Annotated in this window: 15 protein-coding genes; all 15 read left to right on the top strand. The window is 38.7% G+C overall.

Features of this window, described 5'->3' with window-relative positions; genetic code table 11:
* Positions 1 to 40: 40 nt before the first annotated feature.
* The gene (gene sdaAB, locus ACIQYS_RS04440) at positions 41 to 703 is read left to right on the top strand and encodes an L-serine ammonia-lyase, iron-sulfur-dependent subunit beta (RefSeq protein WP_402975525.1); all 663 of its coding nucleotides are present in this window, start codon (positions 41 to 43) and stop codon (positions 701 to 703) included.
* 12 nt (positions 704 to 715) lie between these two features.
* Complete coding sequence (gene sdaAA, locus ACIQYS_RS04435) at positions 716 to 1,615, top strand: L-serine ammonia-lyase, iron-sulfur-dependent, subunit alpha (RefSeq protein WP_402975522.1); 900 nt, start codon at positions 716 to 718, stop codon at positions 1,613 to 1,615.
* Entirely contained in the window at positions 1,605 to 3,653 is a 2,049-nt protein-coding gene (gene recG / locus ACIQYS_RS04430) for an ATP-dependent DNA helicase RecG (protein WP_402975519.1), read from the top strand. Before sdaAA ends, recG begins: the two co-directional genes overlap by 11 nt.
* 95 nt (positions 3,654 to 3,748) lie before the next feature.
* Positions 3,749 to 4,315 (top strand): transcription factor FapR, encoded by a 567-nt coding sequence (fapR, locus tag ACIQYS_RS04425; RefSeq protein ID WP_402975516.1) that lies wholly within the window; start codon positions 3,749 to 3,751, stop codon positions 4,313 to 4,315.
* A 16-nt stretch (positions 4,316 to 4,331) separates the two neighbouring features.
* Entirely contained in the window at positions 4,332 to 5,327 is a 996-nt protein-coding gene (plsX, locus tag ACIQYS_RS04420) for a phosphate acyltransferase PlsX (protein ID WP_402975513.1), read from the top strand.
* A complete protein-coding gene (gene fabD, locus ACIQYS_RS04415; RefSeq protein ID WP_402975510.1) occupies positions 5,320 to 6,270 on the top strand; it encodes an ACP S-malonyltransferase in 951 nt (316 codons plus the stop codon). Before plsX ends, fabD begins: the two co-directional genes overlap by 8 nt.
* Positions 6,263 to 7,009 (top strand): 3-oxoacyl-[acyl-carrier-protein] reductase, encoded by a 747-nt coding sequence (gene fabG / locus ACIQYS_RS04410; RefSeq protein WP_402975507.1) that lies wholly within the window; start codon positions 6,263 to 6,265, stop codon positions 7,007 to 7,009. Before fabD ends, fabG begins: the two co-directional genes overlap by 8 nt.
* Positions 7,010 to 7,066: 57 nt before the next feature.
* Complete coding sequence (gene acpP / locus ACIQYS_RS04405) at positions 7,067 to 7,303, top strand: acyl carrier protein (RefSeq protein WP_142537734.1); 237 nt, start codon at positions 7,067 to 7,069, stop codon at positions 7,301 to 7,303.
* Positions 7,304 to 7,446: 143 nt separating this feature from the next.
* Complete coding sequence (gene rnc / locus ACIQYS_RS04400; RefSeq protein ID WP_402975504.1) at positions 7,447 to 8,205, top strand: ribonuclease III; 759 nt, start codon at positions 7,447 to 7,449, stop codon at positions 8,203 to 8,205.
* 3 nt (positions 8,206 to 8,208) lie between these two features.
* The gene (smc, locus tag ACIQYS_RS04395; RefSeq protein WP_402975501.1) at positions 8,209 to 11,763 is read left to right on the top strand and encodes a chromosome segregation protein SMC; all 3,555 of its coding nucleotides are present in this window, start codon (positions 8,209 to 8,211) and stop codon (positions 11,761 to 11,763) included.
* Between the two features lie 14 nt (positions 11,764 to 11,777).
* Positions 11,778 to 12,794, top strand: a complete 1,017-nt coding sequence (gene ftsY / locus ACIQYS_RS04390) for a signal recognition particle-docking protein FtsY (RefSeq protein WP_402975498.1) — start codon at positions 11,778 to 11,780, stop codon at positions 12,792 to 12,794.
* Between the two features lie 72 nt (positions 12,795 to 12,866).
* A complete protein-coding gene (locus tag ACIQYS_RS04385; RefSeq protein ID WP_402975495.1) occupies positions 12,867 to 13,196 on the top strand; it encodes a putative DNA-binding protein in 330 nt (109 codons plus the stop codon).
* 12 nt (positions 13,197 to 13,208) lie between these two features.
* Positions 13,209 to 14,564, top strand: a complete 1,356-nt coding sequence (gene ffh / locus ACIQYS_RS04380) for a signal recognition particle protein (protein ID WP_402975492.1) — start codon at positions 13,209 to 13,211, stop codon at positions 14,562 to 14,564.
* A gap of 103 nt (positions 14,565 to 14,667) precedes the next feature.
* Entirely contained in the window at positions 14,668 to 14,940 is a 273-nt protein-coding gene (rpsP, locus tag ACIQYS_RS04375; RefSeq protein ID WP_342600665.1) for a 30S ribosomal protein S16, read from the top strand.
* Between the two features lie 14 nt (positions 14,941 to 14,954).
* Positions 14,955 to 15,188: a KH domain-containing protein gene (locus ACIQYS_RS04370; RefSeq protein WP_402975487.1), complete on the top strand. Its 234-nt coding sequence runs from the start codon at positions 14,955 to 14,957 to the stop codon at positions 15,186 to 15,188.
* Positions 15,189 to 15,310 lie beyond the last annotated feature (122 nt).

Genomic DNA, 15,310 nt, shown 5'->3' with positions numbered 1-15,310 from the left:
AAATAGAAAGTAAATATATAGTTAACTGGAGGTCTATGCATTGAAATTCAAATCCGTTTTTGACATAATTGGACCCGTTATGATAGGACCGTCTTCTTCCCATACGGCAGGAGCAGCACGAATTGGTCGAGTAGCAAGAGATTTATTTGGAAAACAACCTACATGGGCAAAAATACATTTATATGGATCATTTGCAGAAACGTATAAAGGACATGGTACAGATGTGGCAATAATTGGCGGATTGCTCGATTATGATACATTTGATGAGCGCATTAAAACGGCTTTTGAAGATGCGGAAAAAGCAGGGCTTACCTTTGAATTTATACCTGAAACTGCAAATACAGAACATCCAAATACCGCACGTATCGTCATTGGAGATGATAAGCAAGAAATGTCGATGGTTGGTATCTCTATCGGCGGCGGGAAAACGGAAATAACTGAACTAAATGGATTTCCACTTCGACTTTCTGGAAATTTAGCAGCCATTTTAGTTGTGCACGATGACCGATCTGGATGTATTGCCAATGTGGCTAATTGCTTAGCAAAATACGATATTAATATTGGTCATATGGAAGTTTCTCGAAAAGAAAAAGGAAACATGGCGTTAATGGTTATAGAAGTGGATCAAACAGTAGATGAGCAGATACTTGCAGAAATTGGAACACTACCGAATATTACGCAAGTAACGAGAATAGCAGATTAAGGAGGATATAATATGGATGTGTTATTTCATAATGTTCGTGAGTTAGTAGATAGAGCGAATAGCGAGCAAAAGTTAATTTCAGAAATCATGATTGAACAAGAAATGTTAATCACCGGTCGCTCGCGGGAAGAAATTATGGCCCAAATGGATCGTAATTTGACTGTCATGGAAGAAGCAGTTGAAAAGGGGCTAAATGGCGTGCGTTCTACTTCCGGATTGACTGGAGGAGACGCGGTACTTCTTCAAGAGTATATGAGAAAAGGGAACACGTTATCTGGTGAATTAATGCTAGATGCTGTTAGTAAAGCGGTAGCTACAAATGAAGTTAATGCGGCAATGGGGACTATTTGCGCTACTCCAACAGCAGGTTCTGCGGGAGTAGTACCAGGTACTCTGTTTGCGGTGAAAAACAAATTAAATCCAACGAGAGAACAAATGATTCGCTATTTATTTAATGCAGGTGCATTTGGTTTTGTAGTTGCGAATAATGCTTCGATTTCTGGTGCCGCTGGTGGTTGTCAAGCAGAGGTTGGCTCAGCAGCTGGAATGGCAGCAGCGGCAATTGTAGAAATGGCCGGTGGAACTCCGGAACAAAGTTCTACGGCATTTGCAATAACGCTGAAAAATATGCTTGGTTTAGTATGTGATCCTGTAGCGGGGTTAGTGGAAGTTCCTTGTGTAAAACGAAACGCAATGGGTGCTTCAAACTCTTTAGTAGCTGCAGATATGGCACTTGCTGGTGTCACTAGTCGTATTCCTTGTGATGAAGTAATCGATGCAATGTATAAAATTGGGCAAACAATGCCAACTGCTTTAAAAGAAACAGCTCAAGGTGGGCTTGCTGCAACTCCTACTGGAAAATGGTTAGAAGCAAAAATATTCGGTGGAGCAGTTGTTAGTAGTGGAAACTAAAAAAGATGAGTTAGTGACGAGCTTAAAAGGAGTAGGAAGTGGAACCGCTAACGCATTGCAAGACCTTGGGATAGTGACATTAGAAGATTTAGTCATGACATTCCCTTATCGGCACGAGGATTTTCGATTAAAAAATATAGCAGAAACCCCACATAATGAGCGTGTCACTGTAGAAGGAAGGGTCGAAAGTGAGCCTTCCTTACTTTTTTTAGGACAAAAAAAATCGCGAATGCAAGTCCGTTTACTAGCAGGTCAGCATCTGATTAAAGCTGTATTTTTCAACCAAGCATATTTAAAAAATAAAATAGTCCCTGGATCAATCGTTACTGTAACTGGGAAATGGGATAGAGGTAGGCAAGTCATTAATGTGTCTACTTTTTCAGCCGGTCCTAAAACGGATCAGCAAGACTTTGAACCAGTCTATTCATTAAAAGGTTCTATTAGCCAAAAGGTGTTTCGCAAATTTATGCGCCAAGCGTTAGATGAAGTGAATGGCAATTTAATAGACCCCTTACCGGAATCAATAAGAGTGTCTTATCGGCTACCTAATATAGCAGAAGCGCTAGAAGGAATTCATTTTCCACAAAATGTAGACCATTCCAAAAACGCTCGGCGGCGCTTTGTATACGAAGAATTGCTTATTTTTCAGTTGAAAATGCAAGCAATCAAAAAAGTCCGTAAAGAGCAAAATGTTGGGAATAGTATAGCGTTTGATAATGAAAAACTAAAAAAGTTAATAGAAACATTGCCGTATGAACTAACGAACGCACAAAAAAGAGTCGTAAATGAGATCTGTCGTGATTTGAAAGAACCGCATCGGATGAATCGTTTACTACAAGGAGATGTTGGTTCTGGTAAAACAATTGTAGCAGCCATTTGCTTGTATGCGGCAATAACAGCAGGGTATCAAGGAGCACTTATGGCACCGACGGAAATTTTAGCGGAACAACATGCCAGCTCTTTAGACGAATGGTTAGCGCCGATTGGTATAAAAATTGCTTTACTGACAGGGTCGACAAAAGCAAAAGCACGTCGCACAGTATTAGAAAACCTACAAGCTGGGAACATTGATTTATTAATCGGAACGCATGCATTAATACAGCCAGATGTGACATTTAAACAACTTGGCTTAGTAATTACGGATGAGCAACATCGATTTGGTGTCGAGCAGCGAAGAGTATTAAAAGAAAAAGGCGAAAACCCGGATGTATTGTTTATGACTGCAACTCCGATACCGCGAACTTTGGCGATTACCGCTTTTGGAGAGATGGACGTCTCGATTATTGATGAAATGCCAGCTGGTCGTAAGAAAATTGATACATATTGGATGAAGCAGGAACAGCTTCACAAACTCATTATTCGATTAAAAGCAGAATTGGCAAATGGTAGACAAGCTTATATTATTTGTCCGCTCATTGAGGAATCGGAAAAGTTAGATGTTCAAAATGCAGTAGATGTGTATAATATGATGGCTGCGGAACTTGGTAAAGAATATTCGGTAGGCTTAATGCATGGTCGCCTGCACCCGAATGAGAAAGAAGAAGTAATGAGAAGTTTTTCGGACGGGGAAGTAAAAGTGCTAGTTTCTACAACAGTGGTGGAAGTTGGAGTGAATGTACCAAATGCCACATTTATGATTATATTCGATGCGGAGCGTTTTGGACTTGCTCAACTCCATCAGTTAAGAGGCCGAGTAGGACGAGGAGAGCACCAGTCCTACTGCATTTTACTTGCTGATCCAAAATCAGAAGAAGGTAAAGAGCGCATGACGTCGATGACTGAAACAAATGATGGATTTGTGCTTGCAGAAAAAGATTTAGAGCTAAGAGGTCCAGGTGACTTTTTCGGTCGGAAACAAAGTGGCTTGCCCGAATTTAAAATGGCAGACCTTGTACATGATTATCGTGCACTTAATACAGCAAAGGTAGATGCTGAAAGGCTTTTAAACTCGGAGGAATTTTGGAAGTCTGATGAGATGGAAGGTCTACGAACGACTCTTATCAATTCAAAAGCACTGGACGGAGAACGCATAGATTAAGAAGAATGCAAGAAGGATGTGAATCTATTCTTGCATTCTTTTTTTAATATTTATATACTGATATTAGTACCAAGTGCTAAAATGGTGGTGATTGGATGAAATACACAAAAAAAGACAGACAACAACTACTTCTTGAGACATTAGAGAAAAATCCATTTATCACGGATGAAAAATTGGCTTCGACTTTCAATGTAAGCGTTCAAACGATTCGTCTTGATCGAATGGAGTTATCTATACCGGAATTGCGCGAACGAATAAAATCAGTAGCGGCACATAACTTTGGAGAAGAAGTGAAGTCACTTTCGCTAAATGAGATAATTGGTGAAATTATCGATATCGATTTGGATAAACAAGCCATCTCTATATTGGATATTACACAAGATCATGTATTTGCAAGGAATGGCATTGCAAGGGGACATCATTTGTTTGCCCAAGCAAACTCCTTAGCGGTAGCAGTGATAAATGATGAATTAGCACTTACTCGAAAATCTACGATTACGTTTGTGAAACCTGTCAAAGCGGGAGATAGAGTAATTGCAAAAGCAGTCGTTTTATCTAATGATACAGAAAAAAATAGTACGCTAATTGAAGTGACTAGTAAAGTAGATAATGATACTGTTTTTATCGGGCAATTTAGTATGTACCGCGTGACAAAGTCTTAAATAAAGGTGATGACAAATGAAAATTTCCATTGATGCAATGGGTGGAGATAATGCCCCACATGAAATTGTAAAAGGTGTATATGAAGCGCTACAAGCTTTTAATGATATTGAAATCCAGTTGTACGGGGATGAACAAAAGCTAGCTCCACTCCTTACAGCACATGATCGATTACAAGTGATACATACAACGGAAGTGATTGAAGGTACGGATGAACCAGTACGTGCTATTCGAAGAAAGAAAAATTCTTCTTTAGTAAAAATGGCTGAATCTGTGAAAAACGGTGAATCAGATGCATGTGTTTCGGCTGGGAATACTGGGGCTTTAATGGCTGCTGGTTTGTTTGTTGTTGGACGCATTGATCAAGTAGACCGTCCTGCTCTTGCACCTACTTTGCCGACGCTAGACGGTAAAGGGTTCGTGATGCTGGATCTAGGAGCAAATTCAGATGCAAAACCAGAGCACTTAGAGCAGTTTGCGGTTATGGGTAGTGTATATGCAGAAAAAGTACGCGGCATTGCGAATCCGCGTGTTGGGCTTTTAAATATCGGAACGGAAGATATTAAAGGAAATGATCTAACAAAAGCGGCATTCAATCTATTGAAAAATGCACCGATTAACTTTATTGGAAATGTGGAGTCTCGAGATTTATTAACCGGTGTTGCGGATGTTGTCGTTACAGATGGGTTTACCGGTAATATGGTATTGAAAACAATCGAAGGCACGGCATCGGGTATTTTTACGTTGCTGAAAGAAGCTTTTAACACTTCTACCAAAACAAAAATTTCTGCGTTATTAGTAAAAGATCAGCTTCGTGGGTTGAAAAACAAGTTAGACTACTCGGAGTATGGTGGTGCGGGGTTATTTGGTTTGAAAGCACCTGTTATTAAAGCGCATGGTTCTTCCAATGCGAATGCCATTTTTCATGCGATCCGCCAAGCAAGAACAATGGTGGAGTACGATGTGTGTGGAATTATTCAAAGTACGTTAAGAAAGGAATTATCCAATGACTAAAATTGCATTTATCTTTCCGGGACAAGGCTCCCAATCAGTTGGCATGGGCCAACAGCTTATCGAAAGTAATGAAGAAAGTAAAAAGTATTATGAGCAAGCTGATGAAGTATTAGGATTTTCTTTATCGAACATTATGTTAGAAGGTCCTGCGGAGGAACTGACAAAAACATACCATGCACAACCTGCGCTACTGACGACTAGTACAATGGTGGCGAAAAAACTTTTGGATGCGGGCATTTCACCAGAGTATACGGCAGGTCATAGTTTAGGGGAGTATTCCGCACTTGTTGCTTCAGGTGTACTGAGCTTTGAAGATGCTGTTTTATTAGTGCATAAAAGAGGCCTTTTTATGAATGAAGCAGTACCCGCTGGAGAAGGGGCAATGGCTGCTATTTTAGGGTTAGATAAAGATTCGTTAAACGAAGTAACGAAGGAAGTATCTGCAAATGGTGAAACAGTACAAGTAGCGAACTTGAATTGCCCAGGTCAAATTGTTATTTCTGGAACTGCTGCTGGTGTGGAAGAGGCTTCGGCAAAGGCGAAAGAAGCAGGTGCGAAAAGAGCAATCCCTCTAGTAGTAAGCGGACCATTCCATTCCGAATTAATGCGACCAGCAGCAGATAAATTAGATGCTGCCATCTCTTCAATTGACTTAAAAAAAGCGAGTATACCAGTTATTTCGAATGTGACCGCACTTCCGGTAACAGAAAGCACGACTATTAAAAACCTATTAGTGGAGCAGCTTTATTCACCTGTTCGATGGGAAGAATCTGTACAAAAAATGATCGAACTAGGAGTCACTACATTTATCGAATGTGGTCCAGGTAAAGTGTTAAGTGGATTAGTGAAAAAAATCGATCGTTCTGTTACTACTTATTGCGTATTTGATGAGGAATCATTGCAACAAGTAATGGACTTGTTAGGAGAGAATAAAAATGGGTAAATTAGACGGAAAATCAGCAATTGTTACAGGAGCATCCCGCGGGATTGGGAAAGATATAGCACTTTACCTTGCGAAAGAAGGTGCAAAAGTAGCGGTAAACTATAGTGGAAGCAAAGAAAAAGCAGAAGCTGTAGTAGAGGAGATTAAAGCACGTGGTGGCGAAGCATTTGCGATACAAGCAAATGTGGATCAATCAGAAGATATCAAAGAATTGGTGAATGCTACACTAGAACAATTCGGATCGATTGATATTTTAGTGAATAATGCAGGTATTACACGCGATAATCTATTAATGCGTATGAAAGAACAAGAATGGGACGATGTACTAAATACGAATTTAAAAGGCGTGTTCCTATGTACGAAAGCTGTCACAAGACAAATGATGAAACAACGTGCTGGTCGTATTATTAATATTACGTCAATCGTTGGTGTATCTGGAAATCCGGGACAAGCGAATTATGTAGCGGCAAAAGCAGGTGTTATTGGATTAACGAAAACATCGGCATTAGAGCTTGCAAGTCGTAATATTACAGTGAACTCAGTTGCACCAGGGTTTATCACTACAGATATGACGGATGCGCTGCCAGAAGAAGTGAAAGCACAGATGTTGAGCCAAATCCCACTTGCTAAGTTTGGTAACACAGAAGATATTGCAAAAGCAGTTGCGTTTTTAGCTTCAGATGATGCAAACTATATAACGGGTCAAACTCTCCATGTAAACGGTGGAATGTTCATGTAATCTCCTCTTTCATTAGGCGAGAGAATTTTGTATAATCATTGAGGGGAGGTGACTAATGTGTCAACAGTATTAGAACGCGTAACAAAAGTAATCGTGGATCGTCTAGGTGTAGACGAAAGCGAAGTGAAACTAGAAGCATCTTTCCGTGATGATCTAGGTGCTGACTCCCTAGATGTAGTTGAATTAGTAATGGAACTGGAAGATGAGTTCGATATGGAAATTTCAGATGAAGATGCTGAAAACATTTCAACTGTAGGTAGTGCAGTTAGCTATATTGAAAGTAAACAAAGCTAATGACAAATAGCGGAGGAGACGTCCTACTTATTCCAAGTGAATAAGGGCAGGACGTCTCTATTTCTTTTTGCACAATGCTTTATAAACAGGTAAACTTAAAAGCATGCATGATAAAGCAGAAAAGTGAGGAAGGCAGATTATTCATGAAAGTAAATCGCAAAAATAATCATACAAGAAAAACAGTATTCTCTGAAAATGTGAAAGAAAAATTTGAAGATTTTCAACAGCATTTTCAAATTCAATTTAAAAATCCAACACTATTGTATCAAGCCTTTACCCATTCATCCTATGTGAATGAGCATCGACGGAAATTTTTTGCCGATAATGAACGCTTAGAATTTCTTGGTGACGCTGTATTAGAACTATCCGTTTCCCAATATTTGTTTCAACAATATACGACGATGAGTGAAGGGGAGTTAACAAAGCTCCGTGCAGCAATCGTCTGTGAGCCTTCGCTCGTATTATTTGCCAATGAGTTAAACTTTGGTAAGTATGTATTGTTAGGAAAAGGAGAAGAATTAACAGGCGGACGAGAAAGACCAGCGTTACTTGCAGACGTTTTTGAGGCGTTTGTGGGCGCATTATATTTGGACCAGGGGTTAGACGAAGTCGTCTCCTTTCTAGAAAAAATTGTTTTTCCGAAAATAGAACTCGGTGCTTTTTCGCATGTGATGGATTATAAAAGTCAATTACAAGAAGTTATTCAACAACATAATAATGGAACACTTAGCTATGAAATTGTAGAGGAAAAAGGACCTGCGCATAATCGCACGTTTGTTTCGCGTGTTTTACTAAACGCAAAAGAATTAGGAATTGGAAAAGGTCGTTCTAAAAAAGAAGCAGAGCAACAAGCAGCAAGACTAGCGATACTTGCAATAAAGGATCAAGAACAGGGGGAATAATCATTGTTCCTTAAACGATTAGAAATTATTGGTTTTAAGTCATTTGCAGACCGGATTGGCATAGATTTTGTACCGGGTGTTACAGCGGTTGTAGGTCCTAATGGAAGTGGGAAAAGTAATGTAACCGATGCGATACGATGGGTACTAGGAGAACAATCCGCTAAATCACTACGTGGTGCAAAAATGGAAGATGTTATTTTTGCGGGAAGTGATTCTAGAAAAGCGTTAAACTTTGCGGAAGTTACATTAATATTAGATAACTCGGATAACTTGGTGCCGCTCGATTTTGCAGAAATTAGCGTAACAAGAAGGGTTTTTAGATCCGGCGATAGCGAATATTTATTGAACAAACAAACTTGTAGATTAAAAGATATTACGGATTTGTTTATGGATTCTGGTCTTGGGAAAGAAGCTTTTTCGATTATTTCACAAGGTCGAGTCGATGAAATATTAAATAGTCGTCCGGAAGATAGAAGAACTATTTTTGAGGAAACTGCTGGTGTATTAAAATACAAACAGCGAAAAAAGAAAGCGGAATTTAAATTAATCGAAACAGACGATAATTTAAATCGTGTATTAGATATATTACATGAATTAGATAGTCGCATGGAGCCTTTACAAATCCAGTCTTCCCTTGCATCCGACTATTTGAGAATGTCAGAGGAACTAAAAGGTATTGAGATTGCTGTAATTGCGCATGATTTACGATTATATGTACAAGAGAACGCTGCATTACATAGTAAATTACAAGCAATGGAAGAAACGAAAAAAGCACTTTTAGAACAAATTCATACGATGGAAGTTTCTATTCAAAAAGATCGAAAAACAATGTCTCAAATAGATGAGAAGTTGGATGCAGAACAAAGTGAATTAGTAGAGACAAGTTCTGAATTAGAGCGGTTAGAAGGTCGGAAGCTTTTACTTGCAGAAAAGCAACATAATGCAAGTCAGCAAATTTCGCAACTAAGAAAAACGCTAGAAGAGGAACAAGAAAAACTTGTTTCTTTAGAGCAACAATTAAAAGAAAATAATGTTTCCAAATCGCAAAAACAATCTCTGTTAAAAGAACTTCGTGCTAAAAAGCATCAAATCGATCTCGTATTAAGTAAATCTGCCTCAGAAGTAGAAGACGAAATAGAAGAGTTAAAAAGCACATATATCGATTTATTAAACGAAGAAGCAACGATGAAAAATGAAATGAAGCATATGGAGCAGCAATTGCATTTTGAACATGTTTCTTCCGAAAAAATGATTGAAGACTATCGGGACATAAAAGAAGAGTTAGAAAAACTTACTTCCCGTAAACAGGAATTAGACAAATTACTAGCAACTTGTCAAAAAGAATTAGAACAAAAACTACACGACTTCGCGCAGAAACGAGAAGCTTCGGAACAACTGGAAACGACATTTGAAGAGCAGCAAACAATGCTCCAAAAAGCGTATCAAATGAAGCATCAAATGCAAGCAAGAAAAGATTCGCTCGAGGAGTTGGAATCCGAGTTTTCAGGATTTTTTCAAGGTGTAAAAGAAGTATTAAAAGCGAGAGATAAAAAAGAATTACAAGGAATTCATGGGGCAGTAGCAGAGCTCATCCAAATACCACATGAGTATATGAATGCAATTGATACGGCTATTGGTCAGCAATCTCAGCATATTATTACAGATACGAGCCAAGATGCGCGAATGGCGATTGAATGGTTGAAAAAGAAAAGGGTCGGTAGAGCAACATTTTTACCGCTCCAAGTGATGAAGTCTCGTAAACTAAACGAGCATACATTAGCTTCGATCAGCGGGCATCCATCATTTGTCAATACAGCAGATAAGCTTGTTAATTATAGTGACGGCTATCAAATTATTGTGGAAAACTTGCTCGGGAATATTATTATTGCAAAAGATTTAAAAGGCGCAAATGAAATGGCGTCTCGTTTGCAATATAAATTCCGATTTGTCACGTTAGATGGAGATGTAGTCAACGCAGGTGGTTCACTTACTGGTGGTTCGGTGAAACAGCAATCCTCCCTGTTTACACGTAAAGCCGAGCTGGATCAATTAAATGACAAGCTAATTGAACTAGAAAAGTCTGTTTACCAAGCGGAAAAAGCCGTTTCTTCTAGGAAACAAGAAGTTCAGCAGTTAAAAATTGAATTAGAGGAAACGCGGCTTATGGGCGAAACATTACGGGGGGAAGAGCATAGACTGCTTTCTGAAACGAGAGAATGTGCCGCGATCATTTCCAGACTTACGCATCAATTACTTGAATACGATGAGGAAAAAAACGAAAAGAATCATTTACAAGAGAACCTCGTTCGTAAAAAAGATCAAACTGCGATTAGAAATGCTGAGATTAAGGAATCATTAGCTACTATTTCACAAACAATTGATCAACTACAATTGCTGAAACAACAATCCATGGAAGAAAAAGATAAGTTTCAAAATGAACTTGGAGAGCTACTATCTCATATCGCTGTAGTAAACGAACAAGTTTCTCAGCAAGAAAAAGAAAGAGCTCAGCTAGAAAGCTCAATTTTAACGAGTACTCAAAAAGTGGCGACATTGCAAAAAGAAATTGCCTGGTACGAAAATGATGAACAAGGTGGTACTTCCGCCGAGGAGCTTGTTTTATTGATTGGTCAACTGAAAGAGAAAAAAGATCATTTAGTTGGACAAATTCAAGCTGATAAAACAAATAGGCTTGACCTTGTGCATCAAATAAGTAAGCTCGAACATGCTTTAAAGGCAGTGCAAAATGAAGCGAACCTACATACAAATGTAGAACGAGATTTGGAAATCAAGCTAAGTAAGATAGAAGTAGAGATGAATACTTTACAACATCATTTAGAAGAAACGTATGAAATGACTTTAGAAGAGGCAGAGCGCGATTTTCCATTTACGCTAGAAGAAGAATTGGCTCGTAAAAAAGTGAAGCTTTTGAAACTTTCTATTGAGGAACTTGGACCGATTAATTTAGGGTCTATTCAAGAATTCGAGCAAGTGAGTGAACGCCATGCATTTTTGACCGAGCAAAGAGAAGATTTATTATCTGCCCAAGAGACGTTGCATGAAGTGATCAAAGAGATGGACGAAGAGATGACAATTCGTTTTGAAACGACTTTCCAGGAAATACAAAAACATTTTAAAGTAGTATTCCGTGAACTGTTCGGTGGTGGTCAGGCAGACTTAATCTTGACGGATCCGACTTCTTTATTGGATACAGGGATTGATATTATCGCGCAGCCTCCAGGGAAAAAATTGCAAAACCTTTCCTTGTTGTCGGGCGGGGAGCGTGCACTAACAGCGATTGCTTTACTATTTGCAATTCTTCATACAAGACCAGTTCCATTTTGTATTTTGGATGAGGTGGAAGCAGCGCTAGATGAAGCAAATGTTACTCGTTATAGTGATTATTTGAAAAAGTTCAGTCACAACACACAATTTATCGTTATTACGCACCGAAAAGGAACAATGGAAGGTGCGGATGTTTTGTATGGTATTACGATGCAAGAGTCCGGAATTTCCAAATTAGTTTCTGTTAAACTAGAAGAACAATTAGTAACGTAAAGGAGTTTATACGGATGAGTTTTTTTAAAAAGTTAAAAGAGAAAATGCTTGGGACAACAGAAGAAGTCCAAGAGACGGTTACGATTACAAATAAGTTTAAAGAAGGATTAGCAAAAACGAGAAACCAGTTTACTTCTAAAGTAAATGACCTTGTTGCGAAGTATCGTAAAGTAGATGAAGATTTTTTCGAAGAATTGGAAGAAATTTTACTGCAAGCAGACGTTGGTTTTGAAACGGTAGATGAGCTAATGGAAGCATTACGCTTTGAAGTACAGCGAAAAAACATAAAGGACACTGCGGGAATCCAGTCGGTTATTTCGGAAAAATTAGTAGAAATTTATGAAGCGGGCGATGAAAATATAACAGATTTAAAACTGGAAGAAGAGGGATTATCTGTTATTTTATTCGTCGGTGTAAATGGTGTTGGGAAAACTACTACGATAGGAAAACTAGCGCATCGTCTAAAAGGTGAAGGGAAGAAAGTAATGCTCGCTGCAGGAGACACATTCCGTGCAGGTGCTATTGACCAACTTCAAGTTTGGGGCGACAGAGTAGGTGTAGAAGTGATTAAACAAGCGGAAGGCTCTGACCCTGCTGCGGTTATGTACGATGCTATTAGAGCAGCCAAAACGAGAAATGCAGATGTATTAATATGTGATACTGCTGGTCGTCTTCAAAACAAAGTAAACTTAATGAATGAATTAGAAAAAATTCATCGCGTTATTTCTCGGGAAATACCGAACGCTCCACATGAAGTTTTACTTGCGCTTGACGCTACGACAGGTCAAAATGCACTTGTGCAAGCGCAAACGTTTAAAGAAGCAACAAATGTTACGGGTATCGTATTAACAAAGTTAGATGGTACTGCAAAAGGTGGTATCGTGTTAGCTATTCGCACGAAATTGCATATACCAGTAAAATTCGTTGGTCTTGGAGAACAAATGGATGATTTACAACCATTTGATGCAGAGAAATATGTATATGGACTTTTCGCAGAAGGCCTAGAGCATGAAAATGAAGAAGACAAGTAAAATTACTTGACAGTTACATTTTCTATTACTAAACTAGAGTAAGACCATTCAAAATGGTAAGGAGAGATGGGAATGATTGAAAAAACAACTCGTATGAATTTTCTCTTCGATTTTTACCAGGCTTTATTAACCGATAAACAAAGAAGCTATATGCAGCTTTATTATTTAGATGATTTATCACTTGGAGAAATAGCAGAAGAATATGATATTTCGAGACAAGCAGTTTATGATAATATTCGGCGAACAGAAGCAATGTTAGAAGAGTATGAAGAAAAGCTTAATCTGTTTACGAAATTTGAAAAACGGCAGGAAACGATTGACCAGCTACTGCTAGTAGTAAAGGAACAATCATCTGAAGAAACACTGATTCAACTCATTAATCAATTAAAAGAATGGGATTAGGAGGCGGCATACATGGCATTTGAAGGATTAGCTGAGCGACTCCAAGGGACGCTTCAGAAAATCAAAGGCAAAGGAAAAATTTCTGAAGCAGACGTTAAAGAAATGATGAAAGACGTAAGGCGTGCGTTAATCGAAGCAGACGTTAACTTAAAAGTAGTAAAAGAATTTGTCAAAAACGTATCCGAACGAGCAGTTGGTCAAGAAGTGATGAAAAGCTTAACTCCTGGTCAACATGTCATTAAGATCGTTAAAGATGAACTAACGGAGTTAATGGGCGGCGAGCAAAGTCAAATTTCTTTTGCAACGAGACCTCCGACTGTCATTATGATGGTTGGACTTCAAGGTGCAGGTAAAACAACAACTACTGGGAAACTAGCGAATGTACTGCGTAAAAAGTACAACAAGAAGCCTTTACTCGTTGCTGCCGATATTTATCGCCCAGCAGCTGTAAAACAGCTAGAAACGCTCGGGAAACAGTTATCTTTACCGGTCTTTGCATTAGGGACAGACATTTCACCTGTTGAAATTGTGAAACAGGCGCTGGAACATGCAAAAGAAGAGCATCATGATGTCGTTATTGTCGATACAGCAGGTCGACTTCATATTGACGAAACACTTATGCAAGAGTTAAAAGATATTCGTGCGATCAAAGAACCAGATGAAATCTTCTTAGTTGTCGATGCGATGACAGGGCAAGATGCAGTCAATGTAGCGAATAATTTTAATGAAACTATTGGTATCACCGGCGTTGTCTTAACAAAACTGGACGGCGATACTCGTGGTGGTGCGGCTTTATCTATTCGTTCCGTAACGCAAAAGCCGATTAAATTTGTCGGGATGGGTGAAAAGATGGATGCTTTAGAAGCCTTCCATCCAGAACGAATGGCTTCCCGTATTTTAGGTATGGGAGATATGATGTCTCTTATCGAAAAAGCCCAAGCAAATGTAGACGAAGAAAAAGCGAAGGAATTAGAAGAAAAATTCCGCACACAATCTTTTACATTTGATGACTTTTTAGAGCAAATTAGTCAAGTGAAACAAATGGGACCATTAGATGAAATATTAAAAATGCTTCCAGGAGCAGGCAAGATTAAAGGGCTTGAAAATGCGAAAGTCGACGAAAAGCAAATGGATCGCGTAGAAGCAATCATTTATTCGATGACTAAGCAAGAAAAAACAACGCCTGAAGTGATCAATGGCCCAAGAAAGAAACGAATTGCGAAAGGGTCTGGTACGTCCATTCAAGACGTGAACAGATTATTGAAACAATTTGAAGACATGAAAAAAATGATGAAACAAATGACGAACATGCAACAAAAAGGAAAGAAAAAGATGAGAATGCCTGGTTTAGACTCACTTTTTAAGTGAAAAATTTAGAAAAAAATAAGGTGTTAAGAAAAAACACTTTACAAACAAATAAAAGCTTGATAATATACTATCTTGTGTGAAACTATTCGGAGGTGCAATAAAAATGGCAGTTAAAATTCGTTTAAAACGTATGGGAGCAAAAAAATCTCCTTTCTATCGTATTGTAGTAGCAGACTCTCGCTCACCACGTGATGGTCGTCAAATCGAAACAGTAGGTACTTACAACCCACTTACAAAACCAGCTGAAGTTAAAATTAACGAAGAATTAGCGTTAAAATGGCTTCAAGACGGTGCGAAACCATCTGATACAGTACGTAACTTGTTCTCAGAACAAGGAATTATGGAAAAATTCCATAACGTAAAACTCGGCAAATAATCGGAGGGGACAATGTGAAGCAGCTGATCGAAGCAATCGTAAAACCATTAGTTGATTATCCTGATAAAGTTCAAGTTGAAAAAGAGGAAAATGTAAACCGTATAGTTTATAAACTTTCTGTTCATCCTGAAGATATGGGAAAAGTAATTGGCAAACAAGGGCGAGTAGCAAAAGCGATTCGTACTATTGTTTACTCAGCAGCAGGCAGTCACCAAAAGAAAAAAACATATGTCGACATTCAAGATTAAGGGAGAACACTTTGTTCTTCCTTTTTTGATAGGTCCAGCGCCTTGCCTGTCGGAGGCCTGCAGGATGCAGGTCATACAGTCGTTGCAACACGATGTCGCGAATTTAGACTGTAATCCTCTAA

The organism is Psychrobacillus sp. NPDC096426, from assembly GCF_044762745.1.
Classification (GTDB): Bacteria; Bacillota; Bacilli; order Bacillales_A; family Planococcaceae; genus Psychrobacillus.
The sequence above is the reverse complement of the archived record's forward strand: the minus strand, read 5'-3'. Positions and strand labels throughout refer to the sequence as shown.

Excerpts from the sequence above, each read along its gene's own strand:
- ACIQYS_RS04385 (WP_402975495.1), top strand. The coding sequence starts at position 12,867 with ATGATTGAAAAAACAACTCGTATGAATTTTCTCTTCGATTTTTACCAG.
- ffh (WP_402975492.1), top strand. The coding sequence starts at position 13,209 with ATGGCATTTGAAGGATTAGCTGAGCGACTCCAAGGGACGCTTCAGAAA.
- fapR (WP_402975516.1), top strand. The coding sequence starts at position 3,749 with ATGAAATACACAAAAAAAGACAGACAACAACTACTTCTTGAGACATTA.
- sdaAA (WP_402975522.1), top strand. The coding sequence starts at position 716 with ATGGATGTGTTATTTCATAATGTTCGTGAGTTAGTAGATAGAGCGAAT.
- fabG (WP_402975507.1), top strand. The coding sequence starts at position 6,263 with ATGGGTAAATTAGACGGAAAATCAGCAATTGTTACAGGAGCATCCCGC.
- rnc (WP_402975504.1), top strand. The coding sequence starts at position 7,447 with ATGAAAGTAAATCGCAAAAATAATCATACAAGAAAAACAGTATTCTCT.
- plsX (WP_402975513.1), top strand. The coding sequence starts at position 4,332 with ATGAAAATTTCCATTGATGCAATGGGTGGAGATAATGCCCCACATGAA.
- fabD (WP_402975510.1), top strand. The coding sequence starts at position 5,320 with ATGACTAAAATTGCATTTATCTTTCCGGGACAAGGCTCCCAATCAGTT.
- ftsY (WP_402975498.1), top strand. The coding sequence starts at position 11,778 with ATGAGTTTTTTTAAAAAGTTAAAAGAGAAAATGCTTGGGACAACAGAA.
- rpsP (WP_342600665.1), top strand. The coding sequence starts at position 14,668 with ATGGCAGTTAAAATTCGTTTAAAACGTATGGGAGCAAAAAAATCTCCT.